Here is a 17,417-nt window from a genome sequence, read left to right as displayed (position 1 = left end):
GACAGGGCCCACTCCGGTAACGGGGTGGGCCCTTTCGTTTATATGCGGCGTTTATGGGCGGCTGCCACTTCTGCGATGACAGGCCGGCGGTGCGATCTGCCGCTGCATATCGTCATGCAATCGCTGCATTTGCGGGCAATGCAAGGACAGGGATTTGGGCTGGAATCCCCGATGAAACAACGCCAGCCATCCTGCTCCTCTGTCATCGGGCGCCAGTCCGCTGAACACGAAGCCTATCGTCGACAGCCGGTGCCAGGCCTTGTCGAAACCCTGCGCCAGCCTGAGTCTGATCGATATCAGCCAATGGTCGGGCAGTTGCTGCAATTCTTTGAGCAAACTGTCGTCCACTTCTTTGAAAACCCCGTCATATCGCCCCCAGCGCGGCTCAAGCTGCGCCGGCGCGCCGATCCACGGCGACACGTTCAACCGCGTTCCGAACACGTCGCACAGCTGTTGCATGAACTCACGGCATTCATCCGGCCAGGTCAATGCCGGCAGCGGGCGCTGATAACCATCGACGGGGGCGTAACCCAATACCAGCGATTCCGTCACGGCGTCGCCAAAGGGCGAAGGCGCATGATCGGGCAATAAGCCGGTGTTGTGAAACCCAAGACCGGCGGCCATTTTCTGCGTGTAGGGGTGATGGGTCATTTGCTTGATCGTGACGCCCTGATAACCCAACGCTTGCGCATGGATCAGCAAGTGCCGGCCCAGTTCAGTGGCGACGTTCTGCCCACGGATCTGCGGATCCACCACGCTCAGCGCCAGCTCGGTGATGGACGATTCCTTGTCGAGAATCAGCGTGGAGTGGCCCGCCACCCGATTGTCGGACACCGCCACCAACGAATGCCAGTGGCCGTCGGCGTGGTTCTGGCTGATCAACCGGGGCAGGTAAACATGCGGCTGAGCGTAATGATCGCCATAGATCTTCCTGAACAGGCGACTGACCGCCGCAGCGTCACTGGTGCGATAACTTCGCAGGGTGATGGAATCCATCAGCAACGCTCCTGGTTATGGCCGTTGTAGACACGACGGTCCAGCACACGCTGACGTTTGCCGGAGCGTGGATGACGTTCCAGTTCCTGCGTCGTGCAGCAGCGAATCCGCAGCGCAAGCTGGTGATCGGCGCTCAGTTGCTCGATCAACGGATAGTCTTCGAGCAAGGCGCGATGCAGTGTCTGGTCGGCTTCAGCGATTGCCGGTGACAGAGCGTCCGGTGCCCAGTGCAGACGCAGAATATCCGTCGCACCCTCCTGCTCGATCACCAGTTGCCATTCGTCGCTGCCGGTGATGCGCCACACTGTCTCGCCGATCGATTGCGGCAGCAGGGTCAGGATACCCACGCGCACCCGCTGGCTGTCGGCGCAGCGGCCCATCAATGCGAACTTGCGCCGGGGCGTGCCGGACGGTTCGCACCAGCATGCACGGTCACCGACCGGGTAGCGGATCAACGGCATCAACCGGCGTGTGAGGTTGGTCATCACCAGTCGTCCGGACCGGCCGCATTCTTCGATCACTTCGCCGCTGTTCTCGTCGAGGATTTCCAGCAGTGCGTGACCTTCAGGAACCCGATGTTCACCCAGGGCACAGTCGCGATGACTGGCACCGATGAAGCCGGCGTCGACGCTGGCGTAGCCGATGGACGCCACTCGGGCGTTGGGAAACACTCGCTCAAGCCGTCGCAACTGGGCGTCAAACAGGCTTTCACCGGCGTAAAGCAGGGCGGTGATGTGCTCGAGAGTCCGGCCCTGTTGTTCGAGCCAGGCTGCGAAGGTCAGCAGATGGGCGGGCAGGCCCGCCAGCACGTTGATCCGGTGCCGGGCAATCGCATCGCTCAGCAGGATCGAGTCGACATGGCCGGTAAAGGGAAACTCGACAACCTCGGTTTGCACATGCGCCAGGGCATCGTGGGTAAAGATGAAACTGGCATACAGGTCACCGACAAAAAACAGGTTGGCGACCCGGTCCCCGGCGTTCAGTTGCGCGCCGAGGCTGCGACCGAAGTCTGTTACCAGCGTCCGCCATTCCTCGCGCCGGAACAGTGAAAACTTGCCGGCGCTGGTGGTGCCTCCGGTCTTGAACACCAGCGCGTCAGTCAGCGGCGCTGTCAGGGCAGGCCAATGGTCGAGGTCATGACTGCCTTTCCAGTATTCCCCGGGGTCAATCACCGGCAGTTGTTCCAGTGATGTGACCGGCCGGGAAAGTTCGGCGAAGTGACGCGCATAAAAGCCGGAATACTGTCGAGCAAACGTGACCAGCTCTTGCCATTCAAACCGTGTGTTCATGTTCGGTTCCTTGCGTGTCTGTGCAGGGACCAACGCCCCGATTGTCGATCAGCAACGGCGTCTTGCCGCTGTGTTTGTTGCGGGTGAACCCGTCGCTGCCGCAAACCTCTACCTCGACGGTCAGCAGCCCGGTCTGGATGAGCGTGGCCAGCGTCGGGTAATCCAGCAGGCGACGCTGAACATCATCGGATAGCCTCGGGCTGCGAAAACGCATGCGCTCCAGTCCGTCCGGGGCATGCTCGAGGATCAGCTGGAACTCGGTCTCCAGGTGCTCTGCCAGTTGCGACAGACAGATGAAGTCGGTGCCGATGCGGATCAACTTGCCGTGACGTTGCAGCAGCTCGAAGCGCGGCGTAGGCAGCCCGCAGTCACACATGCCGGGGAGCCAGCGACCGCTGTCACCGACGTCGTAGCGCTGAACGTCCTGGCCTTCGCGCTCAATGGAGGTAAACACCAGGCGCCCGGTTTCATTACCGGTCACCGCACGATCCGACTCGAAATCGACGATCTCCAGGTGCTGGATATCGCTCATCAGATGGAACACCCCATCGCCGGTGGCCGGGCAGGCATGGCCGAGCGGTCCGGCGTCGACGCTGCCGTAAATGGCCGAGCGGATCAGCCTGACGCCGCAGCTGCGCATCAGGGCGAGGCTTTGTTCACCGGGATGTTCGCCGCCGAGGAAGACTTTTTCGATCCCGCCATAGGTACGCAGTCGTGCCTGCTCGTTGAGGAACAGACGGTGCAGGGTGCTGGGCATGCCGACCAGTACGGTGACGCGCTGATCGATGATGACCTGCGCGATCTCGCGGTAATCGTCATCGGCCGGAGCCCCCATCGGCAGGTGCGTGGCACCCAGCAGTTCCAGCACCTTGGAGAAACTGAAGAAACCGCCATACAGCCCCCCACTGAAGAACAGGTTCATTACCCGGTCGCAACTCGGGTCGAGCCCCGCCGCGAACAACCCGTCAGCGCTGGCGCGCATCTGTCGATCGAAATCGCGGTAGCTGTAACCGGCCAGCGCCGGGGTGCCGCTGCTGCCACCCGAGCGGAAATACAAGCGGGCCGCCGGATGGATAGGACGGCTGACGAAGGTCTCCTTGCTCATGATCGGCAGATTGGCCACGCGGGGTGGCGCCGGCAGCGGATCGAGCGTGGCGCAGGTCGTCAGTGCCGTCGTCGACAGGCTGACCGACACGCGCCGGCTCAAGCGTTGCAGGGCATACACGCCGTCGTGGGGCTCGCCTTCGTAACCATCGTGAATCGCCTGCACCGGGGTAATCCGTGTGACGCCGGCGGCAATCAGCGTCCGGGCCAGTCCGGCCATTTCGTGATCGGCACACATCAGTCCGGCGCTTTGCAATACGTTTCGCCAAGGCAGTAGCGCCTCGGTGACCCGCGGACGTGGCACAGGCTTGAGCAGCAGACTGCGAAACAGCGGCGAGGGGCCCAGTTGCCGGTCGTGGTTCCAGATGACGCGCCAGTCCGGCGCCTGCCAGACCTGTCCGCTGGCCCCGCCAAAGCTCTGAGCCAGTCGCGCCATCGCGGTTCGGGTGGTGATTTGCGAAGCCTCCTGAATTGAAGGTTGCAAGGCCGGCCAGTGTCGGGATCGACGTTCGAATGCCTCGGCCATGCCATTGCCGATCGAGCGCAAGACGTTCTCGTCGTCACTGTCCACCAGCAGCCATTGCGGACTGGAACAAGCCTGCTGGTCGAGGCGGCAGACTTCATCGGCCACGGCGTCCAGCGCTTGTGGCGAGACCGCTGCCGGTGTCAGGTAGATGAAACTGATGCGGTGGCCCCAGTCGATCCAGCGACATCCAGGCGCGAGTTGCTGGCGGATGGCTTGCAGCGCGGACTCGCCGCCCCACGCCGACACTCCGTTGGCCTGTTGGCACAATTCACCGATCCGGGCCGTGCTGGCCGGAACGACTGCAACATGCCCGGCGATCTGGCCGGTGGCATCGCACTGCGCCAATCCATGCAGCAATTGCGCGGTCATCCCCTGATCGCTGCTGCTGGGCCGCAACCAGTTGACGTTGCCGGCCAGCAGTCCCTCGATCACCGCGCAGAACGCCAGCAACGGCGAGTTGCCGGGAGTGATGTGGACCACCAGGCCCAGCGGACTCCAGCGTTCAAAGCGCGGCTGGCGATAATCGAGGCGACGCAGGCTGGCCGGTTGTGCGCCGAGTTCGCGCTCAAGCTTGCAGCGCAGCGCAGCGGGTTGGCAGAACTCGATCAGTAACTGACGTTGTTCAGCGTCGAGCGGAAAGGGCAGATCCGGGTCTTGCAGGCGTCTGGCAAAGGTAGCCGCCGTGTTAAGGACCGTCGCCGTGTCCAGCGGCGTGACCAGCCGTTGTGGCAAGTCCGGATAAAGCTTTTCCAATGCGAGGTCGAAGGTGTAGTCGTCGTGAAGTTGTCCGTTGATCAGGTACATATCAGTGCTTCCCCAGCAGTTCAGACGCGGCCATGGCGCAGCTTCGGCCGGCGGTGGTGGCCGCCCGGCCATGCAGTTCGAACCAGTCCACTGGCAGCCCGCAGCCGCAACTGTCGCCGGAATGCAGGGTGGCGAGGTCACTCATGACCACCGCGTGCGCCGGACTCGATGAAATGTAAGGCGAGACAAAACTCAGCAAGCCTTGACGGCCATACGGCAGCAGCGAGAAGTCGGCGGGATCACGTACCAAGACCTTCGAATAGACCGGTACGTGGAAGTGGTGGTCAGCGCACTCGAGGTACGGCACTGCATGCTCGACCGCGCCGTAACCGTCACGGCAGCGGGACACCTCGATGCCCAATTGGCGGTGGATCCGCTCGTACAGTTGCCGGCGGGGAATCTCTTGCGCCGCCTGGGTTTTCCAGCCGCCGCCAAACAGCGCCAGCGAACCTTCTGCCAGTTGCAGATCGGCCACCCCGGTGGCCTGCATGCGTTGCAGGGTCTGCCAGAGAAATGCGGGGAAACCGAAGATTCGTACCGGCAAGCCTTCCTCGGCGAAGGACTGCAAGGCGGCGATTACGCCAAAGCTGTCGAATTCATGGCCGTTGCCCGTACGGCGCAGTGCATAGGCCACGCGGTTGACGGGGGCGAAGCGGCACAGGAACTGATCGGTGAAGGACGTTCCCAGGCTGATGCGTCCTTCGGGTTCATAGCTCAGCAGCAGGTAGTTGCACGGCGTGTCCGGGGTGGCCCAGGCATAGTGCCGGAAGATTCGTTCGACCATGTTCTGGGCTGCGCTCAGGCTGCGTTCGTCATATCGCATGCGGCTTTTCTCGCCGCTGGTGCCGGAGGAGGTGAGCTCCCGAGCGTCCGCTGCGGTGGAGCTGAGCAAAGCCTGGCGCTTGAAGTAACTGGCGAAAACCGGCGGGAGTCGCGACCAGTCATCGAGGTGATCCAGATCGCCCACGGTCAGGCCATTGGCGTTCAGCCAGTGTTCGTAGCCGGGTGTGTGCTGGCAGTGAAACCGGCTGATCTCGGCCATGGCCTGGCTGAACAGTCCGTCCGGCACGGAATCCGGGCAATAGGGTTGCGTCAACGCGCAGAGCGCGTCGCTGTGGGGGAGGTGGTTCATCAGGCGTCCTTTTCTTTATGTTGAAGAGGCGGAGTCTGTCGGGGCATGTGGCAGAAACCGGTACAGCAAAGGCAGGCTGAGCAAACCGCCCAGCGCCGCCAGAATGGCGAAGGATTCCAGACGGTTGCCGCCGCCGGTGGCAGCAATCAGCGAGCCACCGACACCCATCACGGCAATCGAAATCATGCCGATCGCAGCGGAGACCAGTCCTTTGCTGTCATCGCTGGAAAACAGAGCCAGCCGGTACAGCGCGGCGTTGCTCATGCCAAGCCCGACGGCATACAGCGCAAGACCGGTCATCAATCCGGCAAGGGAAAGGCCGGTCAGTGCGGTGGCTATCAAGGTCAGCAACCCCAGGCAGAACGGCCAGAGCGCCAGACGAATCAATTGCGGCAGATCCCGCGAACTGAGCAGTCTGTCGAGGATCAGATTGCCGACGATCACCGCCGAGAACACCGGAATTTGCCACAGCGCATATTCGCGGGTCGTCAGGCCCAGCAACTGAACCAGCAACAGCGGCGCGAGACCGATCCAGGCAATCAGCGGCAGGCTCATCAGACCCAGGGTAAGGCAGATGCCGACGAACCGGTGATTGCGCAGCAGCGCCACGTAACGGGTCCTGATCTGGCGGAAGGAGAAGGGGATCGGCGCTTGTTGACCGCCATCGTGGCGGACAACGCCGATCGTCTCCGGCATGCAGGTATACAGTCCGATCCAGGTCAGTGTCGCGATCAGGCCCAGGCCGAGAAACAGCTCGCGCCAGCTCAGCCACTCCAGCAGCAGACTGCCGAGCAGCGGACCGAGCAGGGGCGAAAGCAGGGCGACGTTGCCCAGCAGTGCCATCAGTCGCACGGCATCGGCCTCGCAGAAGACTTCCTGAAGGGCGGGATAACTGACCGCCACGACAAATCCCAGGCCCATGCCTTGCAACAGTCGCAGGGCGTTGAACACTTCGATGCCGGGCGTGGCGACGGCCGCCGCACAGGTCATGCCGAACAGCGCACAACCGGCGAGCAACAGCGGGCGCCGGCCAAACCGGTCGGACAAAGGCCCGATCAGCCATTGCAGGCAGACGCCGCCGATCAGATAGAGATTGAACGCATTGGGAATGTGAGCCGCATCGGCTTCCAGATCCCGGGTGACGGTCAGCATGGCCGGCATGACCATGTCGCTGGCCATGTAGGTCAGCCATTCGAACAGCGTGATGGCGAGACAGAAGCCGAGCGCCTGGAGTGGCGGGAGGGGAATGAGAGTTCGTTGCATGCGCTTTCACGATCGTCGAGAGGTAGCGCAAGAGTAGGGAGGAGCGGGGAATGTCCCTAAGCCATTGGTGTGACGGTATATGACGAGGTTGTGCGTAATGTTACGGAGGGCAGCATTCCTACTTGAGGAGGCGAAGACTCCTATACCGGTAATCGCCGATCCATAAAAAACGCCCACATTCCTGCGGGCAATTCTCCTGACGCTTAAATCCGTTGTTGCATTTGAACGGATGGACGCTGGCATCCTTTCCGCGAGATTGACTTAACGATGGTAGTAATAGCCCGGGCCAGGCGCGTAGTGGCGATGATCGCCATGCCAGCCGCCGTGGGGAAAGATGATGCAGCCGCTCAGGGCGAGCAGTGCAAGGACAGGAATCAGCCAGGTGATTCGACGCAGCATTTCAAAGATCCTCATGGTTGACGCCGCTTGAAGCCAAAGCTCTTCATCGGCTGTAACATGAGACCCCGTTAACGGCGGCGCATCCCCGTCAAACGGTATGCGCATGGCATCAACGCCGATACAAACCCGATACATTCCAACGGTTCAGGAACCTGTAATGACCCATAAGCAACGCTTGATATATTCGATTCTGATCGCTGTCGCCGTACTGCTGATCATGCTCGGCCTGTCCTGGCTGCAAAACGCCGGCAAGCTCAGCGAGCAAACGTTCCAGTACATCGCCATCGGTGTGGCGGTAGTGGTCGTGGTGATCAACGGCGTGATGCGCCGCAAGGTCAAGCCCTGACGGCGTCTGCCGCGTGCATCAATCGCTGTTGAGCACGGCGGCAGCCTGGGGATGGAGGCTGTAGCTCTTGTCGTCGTTGAACGTGATCACGCCTTCGGCGCACAGGCGCTTGAGTACTTCGCGCACGCTGAGAAAGGACAACGGAATGTCCAGATCCAGCAGTTGGCTATGCACGCCACGCACACCCAGGCGACGGTCGTCCTCGGCGGCGACCAGCAAGGTGTCGATGACTTTGAGGCGAATCAGGCTGGTGCGCAGGCCGAAGCTTTTAAGCAGCAAACGGATGCGTTCATTGCCGTGACGCTCGACCCGTTGCCCGAATACGTCGGCGTGCGAACCCATGGGCGCTCCTTTGGGGGTCTGGCTACCTTCCGATGGTAGTGGCGGGTTGTACATGCGATTACTCCTTTCAGAGCCTGATCAGGAAAGGTTTCTTGTGCTCTCTCTAAACAAGACGTTTCAGCTCGACAAATCATGAAGCGAAAAATGTAGAAATTTTGTCGTCGTTTCGTCTTTTCCCCGTGATCACGGCGCCAAACGGGTGTGTGACCGACTAAATTTTTTTCCGCGGCTTCGTTTTCTGAACAGGCTCATTGCGCGTGACGCGTGGGTGATTTCAGAGCGAGCCGGGCCCGACGTGTTCACGGTGGCGGGTGGTTCGCTCTTCGGCATTTCGATCAGGAGCGAGCGTGACTATTTCCAGGCAATTCACCGGACTGACCCTTGCCGGCCTGTTTCTCGGGCTGAGTCTGTCGGCGCAGGCGTTCAGCCCTTCCGCTTCCGGGCAGGCCGGCGCCGATATCCGTCGCACAGGTTATGGCGTACCGCACATCCGCGCGGAAAACGAACGCGGACTCGGTTTCGGCATCGGTTATGCCTATGCGCAGGACAACCTGTGCCTGCTGGCCAACGAGATCGTGACGGTCAACGGCGAGCGGTCACGGTACTTCGGGCCGGAGCAACTGACGGTCGAGGAGCGCGAGAACCGCGTCAGCGATCTGTTCTTCCAATGGCTCAACACACCCCAGGCAGTGAATGCCTTCTGGCAGGCGCAGCCGGTCGAAGTGCGTGATCTGGTGGAAGGTTATGCCGCCGGCTACAACCGTTATCTGGCCGAGCGCCGCCAGCAGGGGCTGCCGCAACAGTGCCAGGGTGAATGGGTGCGCGATATCGCCGCCGAAGACCTCGTGAAGCTGACCCGGCGTCTGCTGGTCGAGGGCGGTGTCGGGCAGTTCGCCGAAGCTTTGGCGGGTGCAACACCGCCGCAGTCCACAGCGCAGATCGAAAACGATGCACGGGCTTACCAACTGGCGGACACGCGGCTGCAACGCTTCGCCCTGGACCGCGGCAGCAACGCCGTGGCGGTGGGCAGCGAGCGCTCGTTCAATGGTCGCGGGATGCTGCTGGCCAACCCGCATTTCCCGTGGGTCGGCGGCATGCGTTTTTATCAGATGCACCTGACCATCCCCGGCAAACTGGATGTGATGGGCGCGGCGCTGCCGGGCTTGCCGATGATCAACATCGGCTTCAACCAGCACCTGGCCTGGACCCACACCGTCGACTCGTCCAAACACTTCACCCTGTATCGCCTGCAACTCGATCCGAAGGACCCGACCCGTTACCTGCTCGATGGCCAATCGTTGCCGCTGAACAAGCGGACGGTGACGGTGCAGGTCAAGCAGGCGGACGGGCAGGTGACGCCGGTATCGCGCGATATCTACAGTTCGCAGTTCGGCCCGATCGTGCAGTGGCCGGGCAGGCTCGACTGGGACAACGAGTACGCCTACAGCCTGCGCGATGCCAACCTCGAAAATGACCGGGTGCTGAAGCAGTGGTACGCCATGAACCGCGCCGGCAATCTCAGGGATCTGCAGGATTCGGTGCACACGATCCAGGGCATCCCGTGGGTCAACACGCTGGCCGTGGATGACAAGGGCCAGACGCTGTACATGAACCTGTCGGTGGTGCCGAACGTCAGTGCCGACAAACTGGCCAAGTGCAGCGACCCGCGCATCGGCCTGCAAATGATCGTGCTCGACGGCTCCAACAGCGCCTGCGCCTGGGACATCGACCCGCAAGCCGCGCAAAAGGGCATTTACGCCTCCAGCCAGTTGCCGCAGCTGTTGCGCAAGGACTTCGTCCAGCACTCCAACGACTCGGCCTGGCTGGCCAACCCGGCGCAACCGCTGACCGGTTTCTCGCCGCTGATCAGTCAGGAAGGGCAGCCTCTGGGCCTGCGCTCGCGCTTTGCGCTGGATCGTCTGGCGACGCTGGACAAGAAAGGCCCGCTGTCGGTGCAGGACCTGCAACACATGGTGATGGACGATCAGGTGTTCCTGGCAACTCAGGTGATGCCGGATCTGTTCAAGTTCTGTGCCTCGCAGTCTGAGGCGGCGTTGAAATCGGTGTGCAGCAGTCTGAAAGCGTGGGACGGGCGGGCGAATCTGGACTCGGGCATCGGCCTGGTGCATTTCCAGAGCATCATGCAAGCGATGCAGGAATCGCCGCAGGCCTGGCGCGTGGCGTTCGATCCGAAGGACGCGCAGCACACACCGCGCGGGCTGGCCGTCGAAAATCCCGACGTGGCCAAGGCGTTGCGCGAGGCCATGCTGGCGTCGGCCGAGTCGGCGACCAAAATGGGTCTGACCGAGAAAACCCGTTGGGGCGACGTGCAGGTGGTCAGCAGTGGTAGCCAGCAAACCCCGATTCACGGTGGCCCGGGCACGCTGGGCATCTACAACGCCATCCAGAGCGTGCCCCGTGAAGACGGCAAGCTGGAAGTGGTCAGTGGCACCAGTTATCTGCAAGTCGTGACGTTCGATGACAAGGGGCCGCATGCCCAGGGCCTGCTCGCGTTCTCGCTGTCCAGCGATCCGGCATCGAAATACGCCCGTGACCAGACCGAGGCGTTCTCGAAGAAACAGTGGAGCGTGTTGCCGTTCACCGAACAGCAGATCAAGGCCGATCCGCAGTATCAGGTACAGACCGTACGCGATGATCTGGAAAAAGCAGGGAAAGTCGCGGCGCAGTAGTCAGCCGTCCGAGGGACTGACACCGTAAAAGCAGAAGGCCGCTCCCTCACGGGAACGGCCTTCAGTTTTTTCGTGGTTGTTGCGGCATCGGATTGATCACCGGGTTGCCTTCCTTGTTGCGGGTCAGGAACACCGGCAACACCTTTGGCATCGAGCTGGCGAAACTGTTCAGCTCCTTGATGTTGTAAATGCCGCCCACCCGGATCGCGCCGGTTGCGCTGTCGGCGAGCATCAAGGGTTTGTCCAGGTAGCGGTTGATCATCGGCAGCGCTTCGTTCAGCGACAGGTTGTCGAGAATCAGTTTGCCGCTGCGCCAGGCCAGAGAAGTGTCATTGGCATAGGTCTGGCTGATTTGCGGCGTGAAGTCGCCGTGCCTGTAGCGGGCCTGCATGGAAGGGCCGAGGCGCAAGCCATCGCCCGACAGTTGAGTATTGCTGGTGACCAGTACGGAACCCTCGATCAGGTTCACCTTCACCTGATCTTCGTACATCCAGACGTTGAAACGGGTGCCGGTGACGCGGATCTTGCCTTCTGCGGCCCTGACGATGAACGGATGGCTCAGGTCATGGCTGACTTCGAAGAAGGCTTCACCCTTTTTCAGGGTGACGCGACGCTCGTCCTTGTAATTGCTGTAGGTCAGCTCGGTGTTGAGGTTCAGCTCGACCTGACTGCCGTCAGCCAGCGTGACATGGCGCACATTATCGGTGGCAGCGAAGTGTTGATAGCTGTCGGGCAGCCAACCCAGATTCCATCCGGTCCAGGCCGCCAGCGGCAGCGCCAGAGCGCAAACGGCGGCGGCTACTGCGTATTGGCGCCACGTCCGGGCCGGCGCAGTCTTCGGTACAACCACCGCAGGCTCGGGGCGCGGCAAATGCTCGGCGACATCCCAGATCTCCAGCATCGCCTCATACTCGAATGCGTGAAGCGGATGTGCATCGCGCCACTGTTCGAACGCCTGCCACTCTTCAGCGGTGCAGTCGACGGCGTGCAGACGCATGCACCAATGCGCGGCGGCATCGGTGATGGCATCGTATTCGGCTTCCGAGAGGGTGTTCTGGGTCATTGACTCTTCCTGATTTCGCGCATTCTAACCTTGAGGGGAAGGCGCCGAGAACAACCGTCATGGCATTTACCCATCAAACGTTGAACTTTTTTCCGCTCAGGCGCCCCAAAAACCAGGACGTCCCATGAACCCTATCCATGAATGGAGTGAAAAAATGATCAAAAGAACCTTGGCCGCTTTCGTCGCCACCGCCAGTCTCCTGAGTGCAGGCGCGGCGCTGGCCGACCGTCCGGGCGCTGGATGGATCACTATCGAAAAGGCTATCGAAATCGTTAAAACCAAGGCCGGTTATGTCGAGGTCTACGAGATCGAGGCCGACAACAACGGCTATTGGAAAGGGGAAGGGCGCAAGGCGGACGGCGTGGTGTACGAGTTCCGTATCGATGGCGCGTCGGGCAATGTCTTGCGTGATCAGAAAGACTGATCCTGAGGCCGTTGCCGGAATGCGCAGGTGATGAGCCTGCGCATTTTTTTTGGATCAAGGGGACGGCACAACCTCCAGCTGCCGGCCGACTTCGCAGATCAGCTGCGCTATCGAATCGGCGTTGTGCAAGATGACACCGACGCGGGCATCTGAAGACTGCCGATCCAGGAACGCATCGCGCGCCTCGCTCATGGTGGCGCTGCCTGTCTGCCTGAAAATCTCCGCCGCCGTGGTCTGTTTCTCCGCAATTCTGTCCAGGTCGATCCAGGCCGCTTGATTCGGGCTCCACTCTGCAAACAGTTGTGCACGGGGCGTGGCCAGTGACAGCGCGGTTCTTCGTTCGTCCTGCAGATGATTGAGCAATCTTTCACCGTCGGGGGTAGCGGAAGATATCAGGTCACAGAAAGGCTCACGCGCCCTGACCGTCGCGATGTCCCACGCATTGCTCAGTTGATGGGCCAACTCATGTATCAGGGTTGCGGCTTGTGCATGGCCGTCAATATCAAAACCAGATGCAGTGACGGGAACATAGTCCCCCAGATCCTGATTGAAAAAATGCTGGGTGAAATGGACTTTGTTCTTCAGGTCGCCATCGAGGACAAACGCAATCACGTCGTGAAACCATCTGGTTGAGCCGACGATGAAGCGGTCAGTGTTGAGCAGGTCGTCTGCCGGATCTACCAGAGCCTTGCAGATGGGCAGGATCGCGGCGTTTATCCTGGACAGGATCTGCGTCGTGACGCGTGGGACATCAAAGAACTCCATGAGAAACCGGTTGACCCGCCCACCGGGCACGACGTTGATGTCCAGAATGGCCAGATTGTGCAGGCAGTTGAATGCGTAATCCCGCGCCACCGCCACTGCATGTCCCAGTATCCGGGCTTTTTCAGGGTATCTTCGACTGATCTCTTCCATGCCGTGCGCTTCGATGTTGAGCATCATGCGGCGCAGGTGCGTGTACTTATTGTGCACGATCATTCTGGAATAGGCCTTGCCGTAATGAACGGTCTGACCCTCGGTGATCCGGACTGTCCGTGAGTCGGTCTTGCGCAGCAATGGGCCGCGAACGTCATCCTTTGCCAATTGCCAGTCCGCTCCGTTTTTGACGACCCGGTATACCTTGCCGTCCACTGCGGCATAGCTACGGTTGTTGGATGTCTTCTGGTACACGCCCTGAGTCGCGCTGTAGGTCAGATCCTTGAGTGCGACGTCCATTGCTTCGAAAGGCTGCAGGAGGGTGCGTTGAGGTGAAGTCGTTTCGATTTCCGACAGATTCGGAGCCACAGGCTTTTCGATCTTCTGCGTGCCGGAGGCGATCGTCTGCTGACCGACATCGGCGCCAACCGCCTGTTCAGCGGGCGTTTCGGACAGCATCCCGACGGTCACCATTTGTTCGGCGCCATCGATAAACGACTTCAGCGCCTTCTTCCAGTGATGATTCTGCAAGGACTCGGCCGAATCCTTGAAGGCATCGTAGGCTTGCCAGAGAAAGCGTCCGCAGGCGAGTTTGCCCGGCAGCACGTCCGCGACCTGTCGGATGCCGTCGCTGAACAGGGCTTTGGCGTTTTCCCAGTCAGACTGCCCGTCGCTGTCGTTCTGCGAGTCGAGCATCTGTTTCAACAGATCGAGATTGTCCTGATACAGACGTTCCAGCAGGTTGCCGGCAATCGGGCGGTAGTCCAGCGTCATTTCGCTGATCTGTCCCAGGGTGCTGGCAAACAGACCGCGGAAAATCGCTCGCTGGGGTTGCGGCAGGCGACGAAGCAGCAGGTTTTGCAGCAAACCCGGCATGTTCAGCGCGCTGATCAGACTTTCTTCATCGGGAAATTCGTGAAAGGCCTGCTCGGTGTAGGGGCTGTAAAGCAGCCGAGGCCCCTTGTGCCCGGTGCCGGGGGCCAACACATACAGTCCGCATGCTTCGACTGCAGCGGCGCCGACTGTCTTTATCAGCGACAGCGGGCACACTATGGCTTGTGCACCGGACACGGCAGCACGGGCGATGGCATCTGGCATGTCCAGGGCCTGGCGGATGTAACTGAATGCCGTTTCTGACAAATGCTGCTGCAGTTTCAGCGCGTGAGCATGCTGCAACAACTGCCAGGGCAATTGACGGAAGAAAGTCTGCTGCCGCGCGAGGCCGGCAGTCGTATTCGTCGCCAGTGCCTGCCTGACCTTTTCGCTGTAGGTGTCAGGAATCTCGAGCGATAGCAGCAGTTGCGTCACTGCACTTTGATCGAGCCCCTTGGGCAACGCGTTGGCGGTTGTCGATGCCACCTTGAAACCGGTGCCTTGGGCGATATTGATGTGATTGAGGGCAAACTCGAGAAGATTGCGGGCCGGTCCGGCCAGGGCCAGGTTCGGCGTTATCCGGATGTGGCGAGGGTTGAGCCCGGTATCCGGGAATCGCCCTTCGAGCAATGACGTCAACGTCTTTTCGACATGGCTGACCAGAGTCGGCACACCGCTCAGGTAATCCTTGTCGTCGACGACGCTCTGGCGCCACTGCTCCAGGAGTTCGACGTGCAGTTTCTGTTCGGCGAGCGACGCCATGCCGAGCCAGGCAGGATAAGTTTGCCGGGAGACGATTGCCCGGGCATGAGCCGTTGCGAGCTTCAGGTTGGTGTGAAAAGTCGACTCACCCAGCGTTGTCAGCGCCTTGTCGCGCTTTGCCGGATCCTTCACGCGGGTGCGCACCTGCTCGCAGCGCCCGAGAAAATGCTCGGTCGCCGATTGCATGCGGTTATGCAGCACGTTGTGTTCGATGAACTGAAAAGGCCCCAGGGTATAACGCTGATGCAGCTGAAACTGTGCAGGCAGAATATTTTCCAGCAGCGACAGGCGTTGCACCTTGTGCAGCAAGCGTTGCTCGAGCTTTTGCCGGGCAATTGCAACGGAGTCGAATACTTCAAGCCCGAGTGCAGGTGTCCACAACACTGCACGACCGGAGTGCTGGACGTCGAGACCGCCACGCTCGGTCATCAGCAGGCAGTGGGCGAGTGGCAGCAGCTTCTGCTGGTCGCCAGACCGTAGGGTGAGCCCATAGGCGTCGGGGCGAAAACCCTGCAGCGCCTGGCGTTGCGCGCGGGTCGGCTGGTCTGGATTGCACACGGCATCGACGATCGCCCGTACCGAGGCTGGCAGTGTGCCGTTCAATGCTCGCAGCCGGGCTTCGCCAGTTACCCCGATAGACCAGGCATGCGCCAGGGTTGCCTTCAGGTTTTCGAGAAACGACCGCTGAGCCTCCTGAGTGGCCATGGGTTGGGTCTTGAGTGTCTGGCGAAGCGGCGCTTCAACGCTGCTGAACGTCTTGATCGCGGCGCGCGCCTTTTCCGCCAGAACCATGGACGGCTGTTGATTGCCTGAAAGTACCGGGTGCGTGCTCCAGCGTCCTGCGCTGTCGAGCTCGAGCAAACGCGCATGAATCATCGAGCGGATGTCCAGGCTCTTATCGAACAGGGCGTGCAGATTCACCGCGCCATCGCTGTGGCGAAACACTTGCAGGGCGTATTCGATGTTTTGCCGCTGCTTGGTGATGATCCATTCGAAGAGGATCTTGAAGACTTCTCCGACGATCCGCTCTCCCGATACCTGCGGCTGGTCGAAACCGAGAAACCGGTTGCGCTCTTCCAGGCTGAGCAGGCCGTAAAGCTCGTCTTCATGGCCCTTGGCAATGAACTTGCTCTGCAACGTCTGTTTCAGGTCGTTGTAATCGGCGAGCACTTGCAGACCCTGCACCGGGGTGTAAAGAAAGGCCTGGCTGGCGCTGATCATCAGCGACCCCGCCAGTTCGACGTAATTGGCTTCGTGCTCCCAAAGACGCACGGTTTCGGTGACGGGGCGCTGCGGGCCTTGTGCATCGTGCGACATCAACTGATGCAGTGCGCTGAACTGAGTTGCATCGAGAATGCCGTTTTCGCGTTTTCTCATCCATTCGCTGAGCGCCTGGTCCTCCAGAACGTTGGCGAAGAACGCGCGTCGCGTCGAACCGTCGGCAGAAGCCGCGTCCCAATAGTGTTCCAGCTGCCGGAAAAGCAGCGCCGGCAACTTTCCGGACGCGCTGGTGACAGCCTCTTCCCATTGCGCCTGATCGCCTGTGGCGGCCGATCTGTCGGGGTGGGAGAACTCTCGCAACGCAGTGGTCGGCCATTGTTGATGCCGGTAATGCAACAGCACTGCATCGCTCAGGCTCATGGAGTCGAGCCAGTGTCTTGTCAGCGCGGTGTCATCGTCCTGGGTGTAGAAACCGACGCGGGTACGGTTTTGCTGCAAGCTGCCGAAATGCGGTTTGAGCAATTCATCAAGGATGTTTTCCAGCAGGTGACTGAGCGTCGGCAGCTTTTCCAGCTCCGCCCGCATGGCCTGTGCATTCAGAATCTGCGCCTGCTGGATGGCCGTGGTGTTTTCATCAAATACATCGCCATCGATGATGCTGAAGGTCACCGTGATGTTGTCGGCATCGAACAGCCGCTTGCGTTGCGGCAAAGACAGGAACGCAAACAGACTGGCCTGGTCATCGGCATTGTTCAGGCGCCGCTCGAGCTGTTGTCTCAATTCGACGCGGTCACGGTATTTTTTCAGGCCGTCGAATACGGTGTAGAGGATCAGGGCGTTATCGACGGGCGTCTCGCCAAGAACGAACGCACCCGGCAACGGCAGAGGTATTTCACTGCCAACATTGAGCAGGATGCGCTCGGCGCGCATCGGCGGGGTCTGCTGGCTGCGCAAACTGCTGGAGGAGAGCCTGGCATGGGCGAGCCATTTGAATTCGGATTCGGACAGACCGTGGGCCTTGCCCAGTTCGGTCCATCGTCCGGGGGCGTCGAAGACTTCGGGGAACAACAACGGCTGAATGAGGGCTGACATGATTGAGTCTCGATGAGGGGCGCATGCTGGCGGGCGCCGGTGGGTCGAGACGCAAGGCTAGGGCGGGTGAAGGCGACGAGGGTGGTAGATAAATATTGCGGGGTTGACAGGCAACCGGCCAGCCGTGGTTAATCCTCAGGCGGGTTGTTTGTTCGCTGTTGTTCCCTCCAATAATT

The 17,417-nt window shown here is 60.7% G+C and carries 12 protein-coding genes; 3 read left to right on the top strand and 9 right to left on the bottom strand.

Going from position 1 to position 17,417, the window contains the following annotated elements:
* Positions 1–51: 51 nt before the first annotated feature.
* From AC1MDC_RS26895 to AC1MDC_RS26870, 6 genes are all read right to left on the bottom strand, one after another.
* Positions 52–996: a GNAT family N-acetyltransferase gene (locus tag AC1MDC_RS26895; protein WP_480394062.1), complete on the bottom strand. Its 945-nt coding sequence runs from the start codon at positions 994–996 to the stop codon at positions 52–54.
* Positions 996–2,285: a phenylacetate--CoA ligase family protein gene (locus AC1MDC_RS26890; protein WP_480394061.1), complete on the bottom strand. Its 1,290-nt coding sequence runs from the start codon at positions 2,283–2,285 to the stop codon at positions 996–998. Before AC1MDC_RS26890 ends, AC1MDC_RS26895 begins: the two co-directional genes overlap by 1 nt.
* On the bottom strand, positions 2,269–4,719 hold the full coding sequence (locus AC1MDC_RS26885) for an aldehyde dehydrogenase family protein (protein ID WP_480394060.1): 2,451 nt from the start codon (positions 4,717–4,719) through the stop codon (positions 2,269–2,271). Before AC1MDC_RS26885 ends, AC1MDC_RS26890 begins: the two co-directional genes overlap by 17 nt.
* Position 4,720: 1 nt before the next feature.
* Positions 4,721–5,851, bottom strand: coding sequence for a LuxE/PaaK family acyltransferase (locus AC1MDC_RS26880; RefSeq protein ID WP_480394059.1), 1,131 nt, complete (start codon positions 5,849–5,851; stop codon positions 4,721–4,723).
* A gap of 15 nt (positions 5,852–5,866) precedes the next feature.
* Positions 5,867–7,114, bottom strand: coding sequence for an MFS transporter (locus AC1MDC_RS26875; RefSeq protein WP_480394058.1), 1,248 nt, complete (start codon positions 7,112–7,114; stop codon positions 5,867–5,869).
* A 261-nt stretch (positions 7,115–7,375) separates the two neighbouring features.
* The gene (locus AC1MDC_RS26870) at positions 7,376–7,513 is read right to left on the bottom strand and encodes a hypothetical protein (protein WP_176247735.1); all 138 of its coding nucleotides are present in this window, start codon (positions 7,511–7,513) and stop codon (positions 7,376–7,378) included.
* Between the two features lie 157 nt (positions 7,514–7,670).
* Here AC1MDC_RS26870 and AC1MDC_RS26865 point away from each other — a divergent pair, with 157 nt between their 5' ends.
* Positions 7,671–7,859, top strand: coding sequence for a hypothetical protein (locus tag AC1MDC_RS26865; protein ID WP_007957552.1), 189 nt, complete (start codon positions 7,671–7,673; stop codon positions 7,857–7,859).
* 18 nt (positions 7,860–7,877) lie between these two features.
* On the opposite strand, the gene AC1MDC_RS26860 is transcribed toward AC1MDC_RS26865, so the two are convergent.
* Complete coding sequence (locus tag AC1MDC_RS26860; RefSeq protein WP_085703067.1) at positions 7,878–8,255, bottom strand: fe2+ zn2+ uptake regulation protein; 378 nt, start codon at positions 8,253–8,255, stop codon at positions 7,878–7,880.
* Between the two features lie 293 nt (positions 8,256–8,548).
* On the opposite strand from AC1MDC_RS26860, the gene pvdQ reads away from it, so the two are divergent.
* Entirely contained in the window at positions 8,549–10,891 is a 2,343-nt protein-coding gene (gene pvdQ, locus AC1MDC_RS26855) for a bifunctional acylase PvdQ (RefSeq protein ID WP_480394057.1), read from the top strand.
* A 61-nt stretch (positions 10,892–10,952) separates the two neighbouring features.
* Here pvdQ and AC1MDC_RS26850 read toward each other — a convergent pair whose 3' ends face one another.
* Positions 10,953–11,954 carry a FecR family protein gene (locus AC1MDC_RS26850; protein WP_480394056.1) on the bottom strand — a complete coding sequence of 334 codons (1,002 nt, stop codon included), beginning with the start codon at positions 11,952–11,954 and terminating at the stop codon, positions 10,953–10,955.
* A gap of 154 nt (positions 11,955–12,108) precedes the next feature.
* Between AC1MDC_RS26850 and AC1MDC_RS26845 the strand changes: the two genes are divergently transcribed.
* A complete protein-coding gene (locus AC1MDC_RS26845) occupies positions 12,109–12,378 on the top strand; it encodes a PepSY domain-containing protein (RefSeq protein ID WP_007957544.1) in 270 nt (89 codons plus the stop codon).
* A 54-nt stretch (positions 12,379–12,432) separates the two neighbouring features.
* Here AC1MDC_RS26845 and AC1MDC_RS26840 read toward each other — a convergent pair whose 3' ends face one another.
* Positions 12,433–17,241: a dermonecrotic toxin domain-containing protein gene (locus AC1MDC_RS26840; protein WP_480394055.1), complete on the bottom strand. Its 4,809-nt coding sequence runs from the start codon at positions 17,239–17,241 to the stop codon at positions 12,433–12,435.
* Positions 17,242–17,417 lie beyond the last annotated feature (176 nt).

The sequence above is a fragment of the Pseudomonas sp. 1 genome (assembly GCF_056626735.1).
Note: the sequence above shows the minus strand (reverse complement) of the source record. Positions and strands in the feature narration are given on the sequence as shown.

Coding starts and splice junctions, on each gene's coding strand:
- AC1MDC_RS26895 (WP_480394062.1), bottom strand. CDS start 996: ATGGATTCCATCACCCTGCGAAGTTATCGCACCAGTGACGCTGCGGCG.
- AC1MDC_RS26890 (WP_480394061.1), bottom strand. CDS start 2,285: ATGAACACACGGTTTGAATGGCAAGAGCTGGTCACGTTTGCTCGACAG.
- AC1MDC_RS26885 (WP_480394060.1), bottom strand. CDS start 4,719: ATGTACCTGATCAACGGACAACTTCACGACGACTACACCTTCGACCTC.
- AC1MDC_RS26880 (WP_480394059.1), bottom strand. CDS start 5,851: ATGAACCACCTCCCCCACAGCGACGCGCTCTGCGCGTTGACGCAACCC.
- AC1MDC_RS26875 (WP_480394058.1), bottom strand. CDS start 7,114: ATGCAACGAACTCTCATTCCCCTCCCGCCACTCCAGGCGCTCGGCTTC.
- AC1MDC_RS26870 (WP_176247735.1), bottom strand. CDS start 7,513: ATGCTGCGTCGAATCACCTGGCTGATTCCTGTCCTTGCACTGCTCGCC.
- AC1MDC_RS26865 (WP_007957552.1), top strand. CDS start 7,671: ATGACCCATAAGCAACGCTTGATATATTCGATTCTGATCGCTGTCGCC.
- AC1MDC_RS26860 (WP_085703067.1), bottom strand. CDS start 8,255: ATGTACAACCCGCCACTACCATCGGAAGGTAGCCAGACCCCCAAAGGA.
- AC1MDC_RS26850 (WP_480394056.1), bottom strand. CDS start 11,954: ATGACCCAGAACACCCTCTCGGAAGCCGAATACGATGCCATCACCGAT.
- AC1MDC_RS26845 (WP_007957544.1), top strand. CDS start 12,109: ATGATCAAAAGAACCTTGGCCGCTTTCGTCGCCACCGCCAGTCTCCTG.
- AC1MDC_RS26840 (WP_480394055.1), bottom strand. CDS start 17,241: ATGTCAGCCCTCATTCAGCCGTTGTTGTTCCCCGAAGTCTTCGACGCC.